Source organism: Mycolicibacterium chlorophenolicum (genome assembly GCF_001044235.1).
Lineage (GTDB): Bacteria > Actinomycetota > Actinomycetes > Mycobacteriales > Mycobacteriaceae > Mycobacterium > Mycobacterium chlorophenolicum.
On the sequence record NZ_JYNL01000069.1, the window covers coordinates 54,708 to 70,642 of the forward strand.

Here is a 15,935-nt window from a genome sequence, read left to right on the forward strand (position 1 = left end):
TGTGCTCATCGTTGGCCCGCGCTATGCGCCGGCTGTGAGATGTCGGCGGTCAGGTCGTAGATGACCGTGCCGTCGACGGTCTGGGCCGGGAAGTGCGCGTCGACCCAGTTCCGGATCGCGACCGACTCCTTCGCCTCGCTGGCGTCGGAGCGACCCATCGTCATCACCCGGCCCTGGATGAAGTAGTGGATCCGGCCCTCCGACACGGCACGGACGAACTGGTCGAGCGTCGGCGAGGGATCGGTGCCGTTGAACCCGCCCACCGCCATCACCGGTGCGCCGGTGGCCAGTTGGTAGCCGGCGGCGTTGTTGGACCCGACCACCGCGGCGGCCCAGGTGAAGCGGCCGGCGTCGGCGGAGAGCACCCTGATCAGGTCGGGCCGCGGCGTCGGTGAGCTCAACAGCCCACCGCCGCTGAAACCGCCGCCGCGCGCGGGGCCCACCGACGGGAGCGCGCCGCTGTGCGGGGTCGCTGCGGTGGCCACCGCGTACGCGGCGGGCGCGGCCAGACACGACACGACGGCCACGCCCGCGACGACGCGCGCGGCGACCGGACCCAGCCGACCCGCGACGAGGATCAGTGCCGCGGCTCCCACACCGCCGACCGCGACGGCCGCCCGCAGCCACGGCATCCAGTCCGCGGTGCGGGACAGCAGTTGCGCGGCGAGCACCACCGTGACCACGACCGTGCCTGCCAGCGCCGTCGCCGCGCGGATGTCGGTTCGGTTGCGCCACAACAACGTTGCGCCGATGCCGATGCCGGCGGCGATCGCGGGCGCGAGCGCCACGGTGTAATAGGGGTGCACGATGCCGTTCATGAAGCTGAACACCACGGCGGTGACGGCCAGCCACCCGCCCCACAGCACGAGCGCCGCGCGGGTGGGGTCGGTGCGGGGAGCGCGCCGGGTGAGTACGACCCCGGCGGCGATGCAGATCGCCGCGGCGGGCAGCAGCCACCCGATGTCGGCGCCCATCCCGTAGCCGAGCAGCCGGCCCCACCCGACGTCGTGATTGAGGTTGCCCAGCCCGCCGGGTTCATTGCCGGTGAGCCGGCCGACACCGTTGTAGCCCAGGGCCAGTTCGACGATGCTGTTGTGCTGCGAGCCGCCGATGTAGGGCCGGGCCGCGGCCGGCCAGAGCTCGACGAGCGCGACGTACCACCCGGCCGACACGACGACCGTGAGCGCCGCGACGACGGTGTCGAGGAGGCGTGTGCGCAGCGGCCGGTGCCCGGCGAGCAGGTAGGCCGCGGCGAGCGCCGGCAGCACGAGGAGCGCCTGCAGCATCTTCGCCAGGAAGCCGAACCCGACGGCCGCGCCCGCCGCGACCAGCCACCACCGGCTGGCGTCCTTCTCGCAGGCGCGCTGCGTGCAGTAGGCGGAGACAACGAGCATCAGCACCAGCAGTGCGTCGGGGTTGTTGAAGCGGAACATCAGCGCCGCCACGGGCGTCAGCGCGAGGATCGCGCCGGCCAGCAGGCCGGCCCCGGGCCCGAGCAGCCGGCACACGCCGGCGTAGATCAGCGCCACCGCCGCCACGCCCATCAGCGCCTGGGGCACCAGCATGCTCCAGGGGTTGAAGCCGAACAGCCGCGCCGAGAGGTCCATCACCCACAGCGCCGCGGGGGTCTTGTCGACGGTGATCGCGTTGGCCGCATCGCTGGAGCCGAACAGCATCGCGGTGGCATCGGTGGAACCGGCCTGCACCGCGGCGGCGTAGAACGCGTTGGCCCACTTCGAGGCGCCGAGGTCCCACAGGTACAGCACGGCGGTGCCGATCAGCAGCGCGACCAGGGCGGGCGAGCAGACGCGACCTCGTGCTCCTGCGGCCCGGATCGGCCGAGTTCGCGTCTGCTCGGCCGACATCAGCAAGGTCACAGGTCGATCATCGGCGGCCCCGCTAGGCCTCTGATGGGCCTCCGCTGTGCCTTGGCTGTGAATCACCGGGAAGCGTGACCACGAATTCCGTCCGGCCGGGCACGCTGTGCACGACGATCGTGCCCCCGTGCGCCCGCACCACCGCGGCCACGATGGCCAGACCCAGACCGGTGCTGCCGCCCCGCCGGGACCGCGACGAGTCCCCGCGCGCGAACCGCTCGAACACCTCCGGCTGCAGCCACACCGGAATCCCCGGGCCGTCGTCGAGCACCGTCAGCACGGCGGCACCGCGGTCGTCGACGGTCAGCGACGTCGTCACCGTCGTGCCGGGCGGGGTGTGGGTGCGGGCGTTGGCCAGCAGGTTGGCCAGCACCTGGTGCAGCCGCGCCTCGTCGCCGGGCACCGCGACCGGCTCGTCGGGCAGATCCAGTTCCCACGTGTGGTCGGGGCCGGCGATGTGCGCGTCGCTGACGGTGTCGACGATCAGGCGGCTGAGGTCGACGGGCTCCCGCTCGAGCGGGCGGCCGGTGTCCAGCCGGGCCAGCAGCAGCATGTCCTCCACCAGGCGCGTCATCCGCTCGGTCTCCGACTCGACACGGCTCATCGCATGGGCGACGTCGTCGGGCAGTTCGTCGTGCTTGCGCTGCGCCAGTTCGGTGTAGCCGCGGATCGCGGCCAAAGGTGTGCGCAGCTCGTGGCTGGCGTCGGCGACGAACTGGCGCACCCGGGTCTCACTCGCGTGGCGCGCCGACAGCGCCCCGGCGATCCGGTCGAGCATCCGGTTCAGCGCGGAGCCCAGCTGCCCGACCTCGGTGTTCGCCGCGGCGGGATCGACCTTGACGATCGGGGTGGGCAACCGCACCTCACCGCGGTCGAGTTCGAGGTCGGCGACCTGCTGCGCTGCGGCCGAGACGCGGGCCAGCGGGGCGAGCTGACGACGGATGATCACCACGCCGGCGGTGCCGGCGCCGACCAGCGCGACTGCGGCGACGATGCAGAAGATCGCCGCGACCCACAGCATGGTGTCGTCGACGTCGCTGGTCGGCAGCCCGGCGACGACGGACTGGCCGGGGTGGTGCGCGGGGAAGCTGACCACCCGGTAGCGGCCCAGGCCGTCGAGGTCGACGGTGACGGGGCGTTCGTCGGCCGGCAGTTCGGCGAGCTGCGCGGCCGCGGCGGCGGGGATCGCGGCGCGGGCGCCGTCGGTGGTGATCATCCCGGCGTCGAGCACCCGCCCGCCTGCGACGACGGCGCCGACGGTCAGGATGGCCTGCCCGGGCGCGTTGAGGAACTCCGGGCCGGGACCTTCGTTGTCGCGGATCATCAGGCGCCGCGACGGCCGGGGCAGGGGCGGGTCCATCGTCCCGTCGGAGGTCCCGATGTCCGGCGGCGGCGGGGGCGGGCCGAACTGGTAGATCACCGACGAGCGCCTGCCCGCCTCGACCACCTGCTCGTCGAGCTGGTTCATCAGGAAGCGTTGCAGCGCGAACTCGGTCGCCAGGCCGATGCCGGCGCAGACCACGGCCAGCAGGACGACCTGGGTGACGAGCAGCCGGGCGCGCAACGACCAGCTGCGCGGCGAGGCGATCACGCGCAGGCGCGACCGCTCAGCGCGCGGGCTTGAGGACATACCCGGCGCCACGCAGCGTGTGGATCATCGGCTCGCGGCCGCTGTCGATCTTCTTGCGCAGGTAGGACACGTACAGCTCGACTATGTTGGACCGCCCGCCGAAGTCGTAGCTCCACACCCGGTCGAGGATCTGGGCCTTGCTCAGCACCCGTTTGGCATTGCGCATCATGAACCGCAGCAGCTCGAACTCGGTCGCGGTCAGCGTGATGACCTCACCCGCTCGGGTCACCTCGTGGCTGTCCTCGTCGAGCACCAGGTCGCCGACGACGATGGTGGCCCCGCCCGTCTCGGTGCTCACCCCGGTGCGGCGCAGCAGCGCCCGCAGCCGCAGCACCACCTCTTCGATACTGAACGGCTTCGTGACGTAGTCGTCGCCACCGGCGGTCAGCCCGGCGATGCGATCCTCGACCGAGTCCTTGGCGGTGAGCAGCAGCAGGGGCAGGCCGGGAATCTGACGGCGCAGCTGGTGCAGCACGTCAAGACCGCTCATGTCGGGCAGCATCACGTCGAGCACGACGACGTCGGGTGGATTGTCCTTCGCCAGCGCGATCGCCGTGGCGCCGTCACCGGCTGTCGAGATGTCCCAGCCCTCATAGCGCAGCGCCATCGACACGAGTTCGGCCAGCACCGGTTCGTCATCGACGACGAGGACGTGCACCGGGCTGCCGTCGGCGCGGCGCATCGCCACCCGGGCGGCGTCGGTACCGGTCGTCCCGGTGTCCAGAGGGTTGGCCACCGCCCCATTATGGGCGCGCGCGCTAGGTGCCGACTGTGTCGTTCCTATGCGCGCGCTGTGAACCCCCGGCGCACAGCCCGCACACATCTTGGACCGTCATCGTGGTGGGATGAGTGCTGATCACGTGACGTTCGACGACGCCGCCTGGGGCGCCCCGCAGCCCGAACCGCGCCGGTGGGGAGCACGGGAGACCGTAGTGGCGGTGGGTATCGCGGCGGTGATCGCCGGCCTCGGTGGCGCCGCGATCTACGCGGCGACCGGGCAGTCGGCGCACGGGGCGGGCCCGATGGGCAGCCATGCGTTCGGCCCGCCCGGGTTTCCCCCGCCGGGTGGACCGCCGGACGGTCAGGGCGGGCCCGGTGAGACCCGGGGTCCGGCGCTGCACGGCCAGTTCGTGGTGCCGGCCACCGACGGCGGGTTCACGACGCTGCTGATCCAGACCGGCACGGTGACGGCGGTGGCGCCGACGTCGGTGACGGTGCGCAGCGCCGACGGCTTCAGCCAGCAGTACACGATCGACGCCGGGCTGCGCGCCCCGGCCGTCGACGATCAGGTGACGATCCGCGCGGTCCGCGACGGCGAGGCCGGCGCCGTCCGGATCACCGAGATCCTGGACCCGCGGGAGGCTCCCGGCATGGGTCCGCCGGGGGCCGCCGCGCCGCGGTGACGGGCGTCGACGCGCTGACCGGCGGTCACATCTCCTAACCTGTGCCCATGCTGCGCCGAGGCGGACCCGCCGGATGACCCGCTTCCTCGCGCGTCGGCTGCTGAACTATCTGGTGCTGCTGGGGCTCGCGTCGTTCCTGGCGTTCAGCCTGACCTCGCTGACCTTCCACCCGCTCGACAGCCTGCTGGAGCGCAACCCGCGCCCGCCCCAGGCGGTGATCGACGCCAAGGCGGCCGAACTCGGTCTGGATCAGCCGATCCCGCTGCGGTACGCGCAGTGGGTGTCCGGCGCGGTGCGCGGCGACTTCGGCACCACGGTCACCGGCCAACCGATCAATGACGAGCTGTGGCGGCGCGTCGGGGTGAGCCTGCGGCTCGTCGTGATCGGCTCGGTGCTGGGCACGATCATCGGCGTCGTGGTCGGTGCCTGGGGCGCGGTCCGGCAGTACCGACTGTCCGACCGCGTGATCACGGTGCTCTCGCTGCTGGTGATCAGCGCCCCCACGTTCGTGGTCGCCAACCTGCTCATCCTCGGCGCGCTGAAGGTCAACTCGGTGCTCGGCGTGCAGCTGTTCGAGTACACCGGCGAGACGTCGTCGGACGCGGTCGGCGGCGGATGGAACCAGTTCGTCGACCGGCTCCAGCACCTGGTGCTGCCGACCGCCACGCTGGCCCTGGCCTCGATCGCCGGCTTCAGCCGCTATCAGCGCAACGCGATGCTCGACGTGCTCGGGCAGGACTTCATCCGGACCGCGCGGGCCAAGGGGCTGACCCGTCGTCAGGCGCTGTTCAAGCACGGGCTGCGCACCGCGCTGATCCCGATGGCCACGCTGTTCGCCTACGGCATCAGCGGTCTGGTCACCGGCGCGGTGTTCGTCGAGAAGATCTTCGGCTGGCACGGCATGGGCGAGTGGTTCGTGCAGGGCATCTCGGCCCAGGACACCAACATCGTCGTCGCGTTCACGGTGTTCTCCGGCACCACGATCCTGCTCGGCGGACTGCTGTCGGACGTCATCTACGCCGCCCTCGATCCGCGGGTGCGTGTCTCGTGACCGCACCGCAGTTCGTCACCCGACGCACGCTGGTGTGGCGTCGCTTCCGCGCGAACCGGCCGGCGATGGTGTCGATGGTGGTGCTGATCGTCCTGTTCGTCGGCTGCTGGGCGCTGCCCCCGCTGCTGCCCTACTCCTACACCGACCTCGACTACTACGCACTGCAGCAGCCGCCGTCGCCCCAGCACTGGTTCGGCACCAACGCGCTGGGTCAGGACCTGCTCGCCCAGACCCTGCGCGGGATGCAGAAATCGCTGATCATCGGCGTCTGCGTGGCGGTCATCTCCACGCTGGTCGCCGCGACGGTGGGCGCCGTCGCCGGTTACTTCGGCGGCTGGCGCGACACCGTGCTGATGTGGTTCGTCGACCTGCTGCTCGTCGTGCCGGGCTTCATCCTGATCGCGATCGTCACCCCGAGCACCCGGGGCAGCGGCACCGTGGTCTGGCTCATCGTGCTGCTGGCCGCGTTCAGCTGGATGATCAGCTCGCGCATGGTCCGCGGGTTGACGATGAGCCTGCGCGACCGCGAATTCGTCGCCGCCGCACGCTATATGGGGGTGAGCAACCGGCGGATCATCGCCCGCCACATCGTGCCGAACGTGGCGTCCATCCTGATCATCGACACCACGCTGAACGTCGGGGTCGCGATCCTCGCCGAAACCGGGCTCAGCTTCCTCGGTTTCGGGGTGCAACCGCCCGACGTGTCACTGGGCACGCTGATCGCGGCAGGCACGGGTTCGGTGACGACGTTCCCGTGGGTGTTCCTGTTCCCCGCCGGCGTGCTGGTGCTGATCGTGCTGTGCGCCAACCTGATCGGGGACGCGCTGCGCGACGCGCTCGACCCGGGGGTGCGGCCGGCCCGGCGGCGGGGGGCACGCCGATGAGCCTGCTCGAGGTGCGCGGGCTGACCGTCACGTTCCCCACCGACACCGAACGGGTGGCCGCGGTGCGCGGCCTGGACTACGACGTCGACTCCGGCGAGGTGGTCGCCCTGGTCGGCGAATCCGGCGCGGGCAAGTCGGCGGGCGCGATGGCCGTCGTCGGGCTGCTGCCCGAATACGCCGAGGTGTCCGGGTCGGTGCGGCTGCACGGTCAGGAACTGCTCACCGGGTCCGACGCCGAGATGTCGCGGGTGCGCGGCGCGAAGATCGGCACCGTCTTCCAGGATCCGATGTCGTCGCTGACCCCGGTCTACACGGTGGGTGACCAGATCGCCGAGGCGATCCGTATCCATCGCCGCGACGTGAGTCGTAGCGCCGCCCGTGCCCGTGCGGTCGAACTGCTGGAGCTGGTCGGCATCTCCCAGCCCGCGCAGCGGGCCCGGGCGTTCCCGCACGAGCTCTCCGGCGGGGAACGCCAACGGGTGGTGATCGCCATCGCGATCGCCAACGATCCCGACCTGCTGATCTGCGACGAGCCGACCACCGCGCTGGACGTCACCGTGCAGGCCCAGATCCTCGACGTGCTGCGTACCGCCCGCGATGTCACCGGCGCGGGGGTGCTGATCATCACCCACGACCTCGGCGTCGTCGCGGAATTCGCCGACCGGGCACTCGTGATGTACGCGGGCCGGGCCGTCGAGACGGCACCCGTCGCCGACCTCTACACCGAGCGCCGAATGCCCTACACCGCAGGCCTTCTCGGCTCGGTCCCGCGCCTCGACGCGCCGCAGGGCGCGCGGCTGGTGCCGATCCCGGGCGCTCCCCCGTCGCTGGCGGCGCTGCCCGCAGGCTGTCCGTTCACACCGCGCTGCCCGTTGGCCGTCGAAGAATGCAGTACCGCCGAGCCGGCGCTGGAAACCGTCGGGCCCGACCACCGGGTCGCGTGCATCCGGCACGCGGACGTCTCCGGTCGCAGCGCGGCCGACATCTTCAGCGTGTCGACCGCACCGGCACCGGCCGCCGCGGACAGCGGCGAGCGGCCCGTGGTGCTCGCGGTGCGCGACCTGGTGAAGACCTTCCCGCTGACCAAGGGTGTGGTGTTGCGTCGCAAGGTCGGCGAGGTCCGTGCGGTCGACGGTGTCGACCTGACGCTGCGGCAGGGCCGGACGCTGGGCATCGTCGGCGAGTCCGGATCGGGCAAATCGACCACGCTGCACCAGATCCTGGGACTGGCCGCGCCGCAGCACGGCAGCATCGAGGTGCTCGGCGCCGACGTCGCGACGCTCGACCGTGCCGGCCGCCGGGCCCTGCGCGGCGACCTGCAGGTGGTGTTCCAGGATCCGGTCGCATCGCTGGACCCGCGCCTGCCGGTCTTCGATGTCCTGGCAGAACCCTTGCAGGCCAAGGGATCCGACAAAGCAGCCATCGACGAGCGGGTCGCCGAATTGCTGACGCTCGTGGGACTGCGCCGCGAGGACGCCGGCCGCTACCCGGCGGAGTTCTCCGGCGGGCAGAAGCAGCGCATCGGCATCGCCCGCGCGCTGGCGCTGCAGCCGAAGATCCTGGCGCTCGACGAGCCGGTGTCGGCGCTGGACGTGTCGATCCAGGCGGGCATCATCAATCTGCTGCTCGACCTGCAGGACCGGTTCGGCCTGGCCTACCTGTTCGTCTCCCACGACCTGTCGGTGGTCAAGCACCTGGCCCACGACGTCGCGGTGATGCACCGGGGCCGCATCGTCGAACAGGGCAGCAGCGAGTCGGTGTTCGGCGACCCGCGCGACGAGTACACGCGGCGGTTGCTCGCGGCAGTCCCCCGGCCGCAGCCCGATCCCGGTTAGAGTCTGTCCGCATGACCCTGCTTCTGCGACTGCTCGCCGTCGGGCTGACCGCGGCCCTGGTCCTGACGGGCTGTTCCGGCTCGTCGCAGCCGGTCCCGTCCGCGGGTGGCAATGCCGAACTCGGCGCGACCGCCGACATCAACCCGCAGGACCCCACGACGCTCCAGCAGGGCGGAAATCTCCGGCTTGCCCTGACCGGTTTCCCGGCGAACTTCAACAACCTGCACATCGACGGCAACCTCGGCGAGATCGGCTCGATGTACCGCTGGACGCTGCCGCGCGCCTTCTTCATCAAGCCCGACGGGCAGATGACCGTCAACAGCGACTTCTTCACCAATGTCGAGCTGACGAGCACCGATCCGCAGGTCGTCACCTACACCATCAACCCGAAGGCGGTGTGGAGCAACGGCAGGCCCGTCACCTGGGAGGACATCGCCGCCCAGATCAATGCGACCAGTGGCAAGGACAAGAGCTTCCTGTTCGCCGCGCCCAACGGGAGTGAGCGCGTCGCCTCGGTGACCAAGGGTGTCGACGATCGGCAGGCGATCGTCACGTTCGCCAAGCACTACGCGGACTGGAAAGGCATGTTCGCCGGCAACGGCATGCTGTTCCCCAAGGAACTGACCGGGACACCCGAGGCGTTCAACACCGGGTTCCGCGACACTCCCCCGCCCTCGGCGGGGCCGTTCATGGTCGGCACCGTCGACCGGGCGGCGCAGCGGATCACGTTGACGCGCAATCCGAAGTGGTGGGGAACGCCCCCGCTGCTGGACTCGGTCACCTACAGCGTGCTCGACGACGCGGCCCGCATCCCCGCGCTGCAGAACAACGCGCTCGACGCCACCGGCGTCGCGTCCCTCGACGAGCTGACCATCGCCCGCCGCACGCCCGGCATCGCGATCCGGCGGGCGCCCTCGGCGAGCTGGTACCACCTGACGTTCAACGGCGCGCCCGGTTCGATCCTCGCGGACCCGGCGCTGCGGATGGCGATCGCCAAGGGCATCGACCGGCAGGCCGTCGTCAACGTCGCCCAGAACGGCCTCGTCGACAAGCCGGTGCCGTTGAACAACCACATCTACGTGGCGGGCCAGGAGGGCTACCAGGACAACGCCATCGGCTTCGATCCCGAAGGGGCCAAGCGGGAACTCGATGCACTGGGCTGGCGACTCAACGGCCAGTTCCGGGAAAAAGACGGCAGCCGGCTCACCGTGCGCAACGTGTTCTACGACGGCCAGAGCACGCGTCAGATCGCGACGATCGCGCAGAACAACCTGGCGCAGATCGGTGTCGACCTCCAGCTGGTCCCTGCCGCCGGCGGCAAGCTGTTCCCCGACTTCGTCACGCCCGGCAACTTCGATGTCGTCCAATTCGCCTGGGGCGGCGATGCTTTTCCGTTGTCCGGCCTGAGCCAGATCTACGCGTCGCGGGGCGAGAGCAACTACGGCAAGATCGGCACCCCCGAGATCGACGCCAAAATCGAACAGACCCTCTCCGAGCTGGACGCGGCCAAGGCCCGCACGCTGGCCAACGAGCTCGACACGATGCTCTGGCAGGAGGTGTTCAGCCTGCCGCTGTTCCAGGCGCCGGGCAACGTCGCGGTGAAGAGCACGCTGGCCAACTACGGCCCGGCCGGCATCGGCGACATCAACTACACGGCCGTCGGGTTCATGAAGGACTGACCTGGCGCACCACCCGCGGTACCGCATCGGGCACCCTGCCCTCCGCCATGGCGGCCAGCCGGATCGCGGCCACCAGTAGCCGCACGCTGAGATTGGCCGGCAGCCGGTCGAGTTCGGCCCCGCGCGAGGGGAGTTCGTGGATCTTCCCGCCGACCACGGCCCGGCACACCTGCAGGGCCGCGTGTTCGCGGGTGTCGAGCATGCTGTGCCCGGCCGTCGGCAGATCGACGAGCACCGAGTCGGGAATCAAGCCGGCGACCTGGCGCGCGACAGCCGGCGGAGTGGTGAGGTCGCGCCCGCCCGAGAGCACCGCGGTGGGCCAGCTGAAGCCCGGCATCGCCGACGCGAGGTCGTAGGGTTCGGCCTCGAATTCGACGTCGCCGCCGGCCATCTCGCGCAGGGCGATGGCCGGGTCCAGGGGCTTGCCGTCGGGTTCGGCGCCGTAGTTCAGCTCCCGGTAGGCGATGCGTTCGACCAGGTCCGGCTCGTGCTGGTACGGGGTCTTGCGTTCGAGGAGGTTGCGCGCTCCGAACCCGACCGCCGCCCATAACCAGTCGTGACCGGCCAGCAGCAGGTTCAGCTGCCGGCACAGCACCTCCGGGCCCGCGACGCCGTACATGTCGCCGATCAGCTGGACGTCCTTGGACGTCACCACCCCGTCACCGACCAGCCGGCGCACCTTGGCGGCCAGGTCCGCGGTTCCGGGCCCGCTGCCGTCTCCCACGCCGTCCCACAGCACCCGGCGGGTCTGGGCCCGCACCTCGGCGATGTCGGCGCACGACAGCAGCGGCGAGTCCAAGACCATGGCGCGCACCCGCGACGGATGGGAGACCCCCAACCCGGCGGCCAGGTAGGTGCCGTAGGACGCGCCGTAGACGACGGCCTTGTCGACCTGGGCGTCGTCGAGCACGGCGGCGAGGTCGTCCACGACGGCCCGCACGGTCAGCGCCTCCGGCGGCAGGTCGGCGCCCCGGTCGTCGTGCCGGGACAGCCCGACGCCGCGGTGCTCGACCATGATCACGTCGAGGCCCGCGACCGCGGCGCGCCGCCGGAACCCCCGGTACAGCGCGACCGAGGCGGCACCGGGCCCACCCGGGATGACCAGCAGCGGGTGGGCGGACTTGCGGCCGGCCCGCACGTAGTAGACGTCGAACTCGTCGTCACCGCCGGTCGCGGCACCGGTCCCGAACGGCCGGCGCACCGGCCGGACCCCCGGCAGCGCGGCGAGCTTGGCGTGCGCCCGGCGACGCTTGGCGTTCATCGTCATCGCGCCCCATTGTGCCCCGTTCCCGCAGGTCGGTCACACCGGTACCGGTTCGGTTCGGGCTGATCCAAAGACGTGCGCTGCGCCGCGGCCCGCCGGTACACATTGATCCCATGACCTCCGTGGACCACGCACACGCACTGCTCCCCGATTCCGCCGAATTCGCGGCGCTGCTCGCCGAGATCGGCGCCGGTGCCAGCGATCGAGATCGCAACGACGAGAACCCCTTTGACCAGGTGATCGCGCTGAAGCGGGCCGGCTTCGGCGCCCTGCGCCTACCCGAACGCTTCGGCGGTCCGGGATTGACTGTGCCGCAACTGTTCTCCACGATCATCGACGTCGCGCGCGCGGATCCGATTGTGGCGCACATCTTCCGGACCCACTTCTGGTTCGTCGAGGAGAGGTTGCGCACCGCCGACGAGCCCACCTCGCAGGCGTGGCTGGCCAAGGTCGCCGAGGGCAAGACGTTCGGCAACGCGTTCAGCGAGAAGGGCGCCAACGCGGTCGGCAGCCTGGTGTTCAACACCCGGTTGCTGCCCGCCGACGGCGGCTACCGCCTCGACGGGGAGAAGTTCTACAGCACCGGCACCCTGTTCTCCGACTACCTGACCGTCGCCGCCACCACCGACCACGACTCGGTGGCCACCGTCGTGGTGCCCGCCGACCGGACCGGGGTGCGGCTGATCGACGACTGGGACGGCTTCGGGCAGCGCCGCACGGGTACCGGCACCACGGTGTTCAGCGACGTGGCGGTGGCCCCCGACGAGCTGCTGAGCGACTCGCCGTACGACGCCGAACCGGAGCCGACGGTGCAGTACGCGTCGCTGCAGCTGTTCATCCACGCCGTGGTGGCCGGGATCCTCGAGTCGGTGGTCGACGACGGTGTGGCACTGCTGCGCTCCCGGGAGCGCAGTTTCAGCCACGCCGTCGCCGAACGGCCCACAGAGGATCCGCTGCTGCAGCGCCAGCTCGGCGAGATCGCGAGCACCGCGTTCATCGCCCGCGCGGCCGTGCTCGACGCGGCCGCCGCCATCGGTGCCGCCACCGACTCGCAGACCGCCACCGGCGTGCCCGACGCCGACCTGGCGACCGAGGCGCAGCTCAAGGTCGCCAAGGTCAAGGTCCACCTCGACGCGGTGGCGCCCGAGGCGGCGACGCGGCTGCTCGAGCTGGGCGGGGCGAGCGCGTCGAGCAGGACACGCAACCTCGACCGGCACTGGCGCAACATCCGCACCATCACGCTGCACAACCCGGTGGGACTGAAGGCGCGCGCGATCGGCCAGAACCTCCTGCACGGCACCGCCCTGCCCGCCAACGCCTACTTCTGAACCGCGATTTCGGCGTGCTGGGTTGCGGTGAGCGCGACCAAGCACGCCGAAATCGCAGAAAAGGACCCTCATCATGAGCCGACAACTGCACCTGGGCGGATTCCAGATCGCCTCGCAGGTCACCCACTCCCACGCCGCCTGGCGTCATCCCGCCAGCGACACCCGGTTCACCACACCCGACTACTACCACCGGATCGGACGCATCCTGGAACGCGGCAAGTTCGACTTCGTGTTCTTCGCCGACCTGCTGGCCGCGCCGGTGCGCTACGGCGACGACATCGCCGAACCGCTGCGGCGCGGAACGCAGGCCACCGCGACCCTGGATCCCTCGATCGTGGCGGCCAGCATCGGGGCGGTCACCTCCAAGCTCGGGGTCGCGATCACCAAGTCGGCGACCTACTTCCACCCGTACGAATTGGCGCGGATCTTCGCCAGCCTCGACCACATCACCGCGGGCAGGGTGGCGTGGAACATCGTGACCTCGCTGACGCAGAGTGAGGCGCAGAACTTCGGGCACGACGACCACCTGGCCCACGAGTACCGCTACCAGCGGGCCGACGAATTCGTCCGCACCGCACTGGAACTGTGGTCCAGCTGGGATCCCGACGCGCTGGTGCTGGACAAGGAGTCCGGCGTGTTCGCCGACCCGGCGCGCATCCGGCGCGTGGACCACGACGGCGAGTACTTCCGCACCCGCGGACCGCTGAACGTGCCGCACTCGCCGCAGGGCCGTCCGGTGCTGATCCAGGCCGGGTCGTCCGCGACGGGCCGGGACTTCGCCGCGCGGTGGGCCGAGGCGATCTTCGAGATCGACCCGACGCCCGAGGGCCGGCGCGCCTACTACGACGACATCAAGTCCCGCGCCTCAGACCTCGGCCGCGACCCCGACCGGGTGCTGATCTTCCCGGCGTTCATCCCCTTCATCGGGGAGACCGAGTCGATCGCCCGGGAGAAGCAGGCGTTCCACAACGAACTGGCCGACCCGATCTCCGGGCTGATCACGCTGTCGGTGCACACCGACCACGACTTCTCGGTCTACGACCTCGACGCCCCGGTCGAGGACGTCACCGTCAGCGGCACCCAGGGGCTGTTCGACACCGCCCGACGGGTCGCCAACCGGGACAACCTGACGCTGCGCGACATCGGGAACTGGTACGCCCAGGGGGTGCTGCTGCCGCAGTTCGTGGGGACCGCCAGCCAGGTCGCCGACCAGATCGAGGAGTCGTTCCGGGCCGGTGAGGCCGACGGGTTCATGGTGTCGGCGGCCCAGACACCGGGCACCTTCAACGATTTCGTCGACGCGGTGGTCCCGGAGCTGCAGCGGCGCGGGCTGTTCCGCACCGAGTACACCGGGAACACGCTGCGCGACCATCTCGGCCTGGGACCGGTGACGTTCGACGCGCCGCAGCGGTTGCAGTCAGTGAGCTGAGCGGATCAGGTCGGCGGCCTTTTCACCGACGACCGTCGTCGGCGCGTGGGTGTGGCCGCGGATGAGCGTCGGCATCACCGATGCGTCGGCGATCCGCAGGGCGCGCACGCCGCGCACCCGCAGCTCCGGGTCGACGACGCTGGCGTCGTCGGTGCCCATCCGGCAGGTGCCCACGGGGTGATACAGGGTGTGCGACACCGTCTCCAGCGCACGCGCCAACGTGTCGTCGTCGAGCTCGGTCGCGTCCAGCGGGCGGGCGATCCGGCCGATGGTGCCGCGCAGCGCCGGCGACCTCGCGATGTCGGCGCACATCCGCAGACCTGCCATCAACGCCTCGCGGTCGGCGCCGGCCGGGTCGGTCAGATAGCGGGGATCGATCAGCGGCTTGTCGTACGGGTCCGCCGAGCGCAGCGCGATCACACCGCTGCTGGCCGGGGTGAGCAGAATCGGGCCCATCACGACGGCGTGGTTGAGGTAGGGATCGCCGATGGCCTCGTCGAAAAACGGTGCGGGAGCGAAGATCAGCTCCAGATCGGGCAACTCCAGCTCGGGCCTGCTCTTGACGAAGCCGTACGCCTCCCCCACGTTGGAGGTGAGCATGCCGCGGCGGCGCAGCAGATAGTTGAGCAGCTCCAGCGGCTTCTCCGCGGCGAACAGCGTGTCGTAGGGCACGTCGAAGCCCAGCGGGACGACGAGGTGGTCGAGCAGGTTTGCACCGACCGCCGGTCGATGGGCGACCGTGGTGATGCCGTGGCGGGCGAGCTGGTCGTGGTCGCCGACGCCGGAGAGCATCAGCAACTGCGGGGTGTTGATCGCCCCGGCGCAGAGCACGACCTCGCGCCGGGCGGTGACCACGGTGCGGCCGCCCTTGTGGTCGAACTCGACCCCGATCGCGCGGTCCCCCGCGAACACCACCCGCCTCGCGGTCGCTTCGGTGAGCACGGTCAGGTTCTTGCGCTTGCGGACCGTCTTCGGTTTCAGGTAGGCGTCGGCACTGCTCCACCGCGCGCCGCGCCGCTGCGTGACCCTGGTCTGGCAAAAGCCTTGCGGCTGAGCTGACGTCGGCTCCTCGACGCGGTGGCCGCACTCCCGCACGGCGGTCAGCCACGCGGCGGTCGAGGCGCGCGGGCTGCGCTGCTCGGAGATGACGAGCGGACCGGACTCCACCTGGCGCAGATAGGGTTCGAGGTGGGCGTAGTCCCATGACGGGCCCGCCTGCTCGCCCCAGGCGTCGTAGTCGGCGGCGAAGCCGGGCACCCACATCATCGCGTTCATCGACGACGACCCGCCGAGCATCTTGCCCCGCGGCCAGTACACCCGCCTGCCGGCCAGGCCCTGCTGCGGTTCGGTCAGGTAGTCCCAGTCCAGCGGACCGCGCATCAGCTTCGAGAAGCCGGCCGGGATGTGCACGAAGGGGTCGCGGTCCCGCTTGCCGGCCTCGAGGACCACCACCCGGACGGAGGGATCGGCACTGAGCCGGTTGGCCACCACCGCGCCGGCCGAACCCGTCCCCACCACCACGTAGTCGGCATCCACGACCGCGAAGTCTAGCCGC

The 15,935-nt window shown here is 70.9% G+C and carries 12 protein-coding genes; 7 read left to right on the plus strand and 5 right to left on the minus strand.

The genetic code is table 11. The features are described from left to right. Window positions 1–5: 5 nt before the first annotated feature. From MCHLDSM_RS30040 to MCHLDSM_RS30050, 3 genes are read right to left on the minus strand one after another with little or no spacing between them, the layout of a single operon-like run. A complete protein-coding gene (locus MCHLDSM_RS30040) occupies window positions 6–1,865 on the minus strand; it encodes a glycosyltransferase family 39 protein (protein WP_048474083.1) in 1,860 nt (619 codons plus the stop codon). A 34-nt stretch (window positions 1,866–1,899) separates the two neighbouring features. Next, window positions 1,900–3,507, minus strand: a complete 1,608-nt coding sequence (locus MCHLDSM_RS30045; RefSeq protein ID WP_048474084.1) for a sensor histidine kinase — start codon at window positions 3,505–3,507, stop codon at window positions 1,900–1,902. Continuing rightward, window positions 3,485–4,189, minus strand: coding sequence for a response regulator transcription factor (locus MCHLDSM_RS30050; protein WP_048474085.1), 705 nt, complete (start codon window positions 4,187–4,189; stop codon window positions 3,485–3,487). The genes MCHLDSM_RS30045 and MCHLDSM_RS30050 overlap by 23 nt, the downstream gene beginning before the upstream one ends. A gap of 163 nt (window positions 4,190–4,352) precedes the next feature. Here MCHLDSM_RS30050 and MCHLDSM_RS30055 point away from each other — a divergent pair, with 163 nt between their 5' ends. From MCHLDSM_RS30055 to MCHLDSM_RS30075, 5 genes are all read left to right on the plus strand, one after another. Next, a complete protein-coding gene (locus MCHLDSM_RS30055; protein WP_234714241.1) occupies window positions 4,353–4,910 on the plus strand; it encodes a hypothetical protein in 558 nt (185 codons plus the stop codon). 73 nt (window positions 4,911–4,983) lie between these two features. Then, on the plus strand, window positions 4,984–5,961 hold the full coding sequence (locus tag MCHLDSM_RS30060) for an oligopeptide ABC transporter permease OppB (protein WP_048473458.1): 978 nt from the start codon (window positions 4,984–4,986) through the stop codon (window positions 5,959–5,961). Then, window positions 5,958–6,845, plus strand: a complete 888-nt coding sequence (locus tag MCHLDSM_RS30065; RefSeq protein ID WP_048473459.1) for an oligopeptide ABC transporter permease OppC — start codon at window positions 5,958–5,960, stop codon at window positions 6,843–6,845. The genes MCHLDSM_RS30060 and MCHLDSM_RS30065 overlap by 4 nt, the downstream gene beginning before the upstream one ends. After that, window positions 6,842–8,680, plus strand: coding sequence for an oligopeptide ABC transporter ATP-binding protein OppD (locus MCHLDSM_RS30070; RefSeq protein WP_048473460.1), 1,839 nt, complete (start codon window positions 6,842–6,844; stop codon window positions 8,678–8,680). The genes MCHLDSM_RS30065 and MCHLDSM_RS30070 overlap by 4 nt, the downstream gene beginning before the upstream one ends. An 11-nt stretch (window positions 8,681–8,691) precedes the next feature. Beyond that, window positions 8,692–10,359, plus strand: a complete 1,668-nt coding sequence (locus tag MCHLDSM_RS30075; RefSeq protein WP_048473461.1) for an oligopeptide ABC transporter substrate-binding protein OppA — start codon at window positions 8,692–8,694, stop codon at window positions 10,357–10,359. Here MCHLDSM_RS30075 and MCHLDSM_RS30080 read toward each other — a convergent pair. Further along, window positions 10,346–11,626 carry an alpha/beta fold hydrolase gene (locus MCHLDSM_RS30080; protein WP_048473462.1) on the minus strand — a complete coding sequence of 427 codons (1,281 nt, stop codon included), beginning with the start codon at window positions 11,624–11,626 and terminating at the stop codon, window positions 10,346–10,348. The two genes, MCHLDSM_RS30075 and MCHLDSM_RS30080, sit on opposite strands and share 14 nt — an antisense overlap. 110 nt (window positions 11,627–11,736) lie before the next feature. On the opposite strand from MCHLDSM_RS30080, the gene MCHLDSM_RS30085 reads away from it, so the two are divergent. Both MCHLDSM_RS30085 and MCHLDSM_RS30090 read left to right on the plus strand, forming a co-directional pair. After that, window positions 11,737–12,951 carry an acyl-CoA dehydrogenase family protein gene (locus MCHLDSM_RS30085; protein ID WP_048473463.1) on the plus strand — a complete coding sequence of 405 codons (1,215 nt, stop codon included), beginning with the start codon at window positions 11,737–11,739 and terminating at the stop codon, window positions 12,949–12,951. A gap of 73 nt (window positions 12,952–13,024) precedes the next feature. Then, entirely contained in the window at window positions 13,025–14,380 is a 1,356-nt protein-coding gene (locus MCHLDSM_RS30090; RefSeq protein WP_048473464.1) for an LLM class flavin-dependent oxidoreductase, read from the plus strand. On the opposite strand, the gene MCHLDSM_RS30095 is transcribed toward MCHLDSM_RS30090, so the two are convergent. Beyond that, window positions 14,369–15,916 (minus strand): GMC family oxidoreductase, encoded by a 1,548-nt coding sequence (locus MCHLDSM_RS30095; RefSeq protein WP_048473465.1) that lies wholly within the window; start codon window positions 15,914–15,916, stop codon window positions 14,369–14,371. The genes MCHLDSM_RS30090 and MCHLDSM_RS30095 overlap by 12 nt on opposite strands. Window positions 15,917–15,935 lie beyond the last annotated feature (19 nt).

Excerpts from the sequence above, each read along its gene's own strand:
- MCHLDSM_RS30040 (WP_048474083.1), bottom strand. The coding sequence starts at position 1,865 with ATGTCGGCCGAGCAGACGCGAACTCGGCCGATCCGGGCCGCAGGAGCA.
- MCHLDSM_RS30045 (WP_048474084.1), bottom strand. The coding sequence starts at position 3,507 with ATGTCCTCAAGCCCGCGCGCTGAGCGGTCGCGCCTGCGCGTGATCGCC.
- MCHLDSM_RS30050 (WP_048474085.1), bottom strand. The coding sequence starts at position 4,189 with ATGCGCCGCGCCGACGGCAGCCCGGTGCACGTCCTCGTCGTCGATGAC.
- MCHLDSM_RS30055 (WP_234714241.1), top strand. The coding sequence starts at position 4,353 with ATGAGTGCTGATCACGTGACGTTCGACGACGCCGCCTGGGGCGCCCCG.
- MCHLDSM_RS30060 (WP_048473458.1), top strand. The coding sequence starts at position 4,984 with ATGACCCGCTTCCTCGCGCGTCGGCTGCTGAACTATCTGGTGCTGCTG.
- MCHLDSM_RS30070 (WP_048473460.1), top strand. The coding sequence starts at position 6,842 with ATGAGCCTGCTCGAGGTGCGCGGGCTGACCGTCACGTTCCCCACCGAC.
- MCHLDSM_RS30075 (WP_048473461.1), top strand. The coding sequence starts at position 8,692 with ATGACCCTGCTTCTGCGACTGCTCGCCGTCGGGCTGACCGCGGCCCTG.
- MCHLDSM_RS30080 (WP_048473462.1), bottom strand. The coding sequence starts at position 11,626 with ATGACGATGAACGCCAAGCGTCGCCGGGCGCACGCCAAGCTCGCCGCG.
- MCHLDSM_RS30085 (WP_048473463.1), top strand. The coding sequence starts at position 11,737 with ATGACCTCCGTGGACCACGCACACGCACTGCTCCCCGATTCCGCCGAA.
- MCHLDSM_RS30090 (WP_048473464.1), top strand. The coding sequence starts at position 13,025 with ATGAGCCGACAACTGCACCTGGGCGGATTCCAGATCGCCTCGCAGGTC.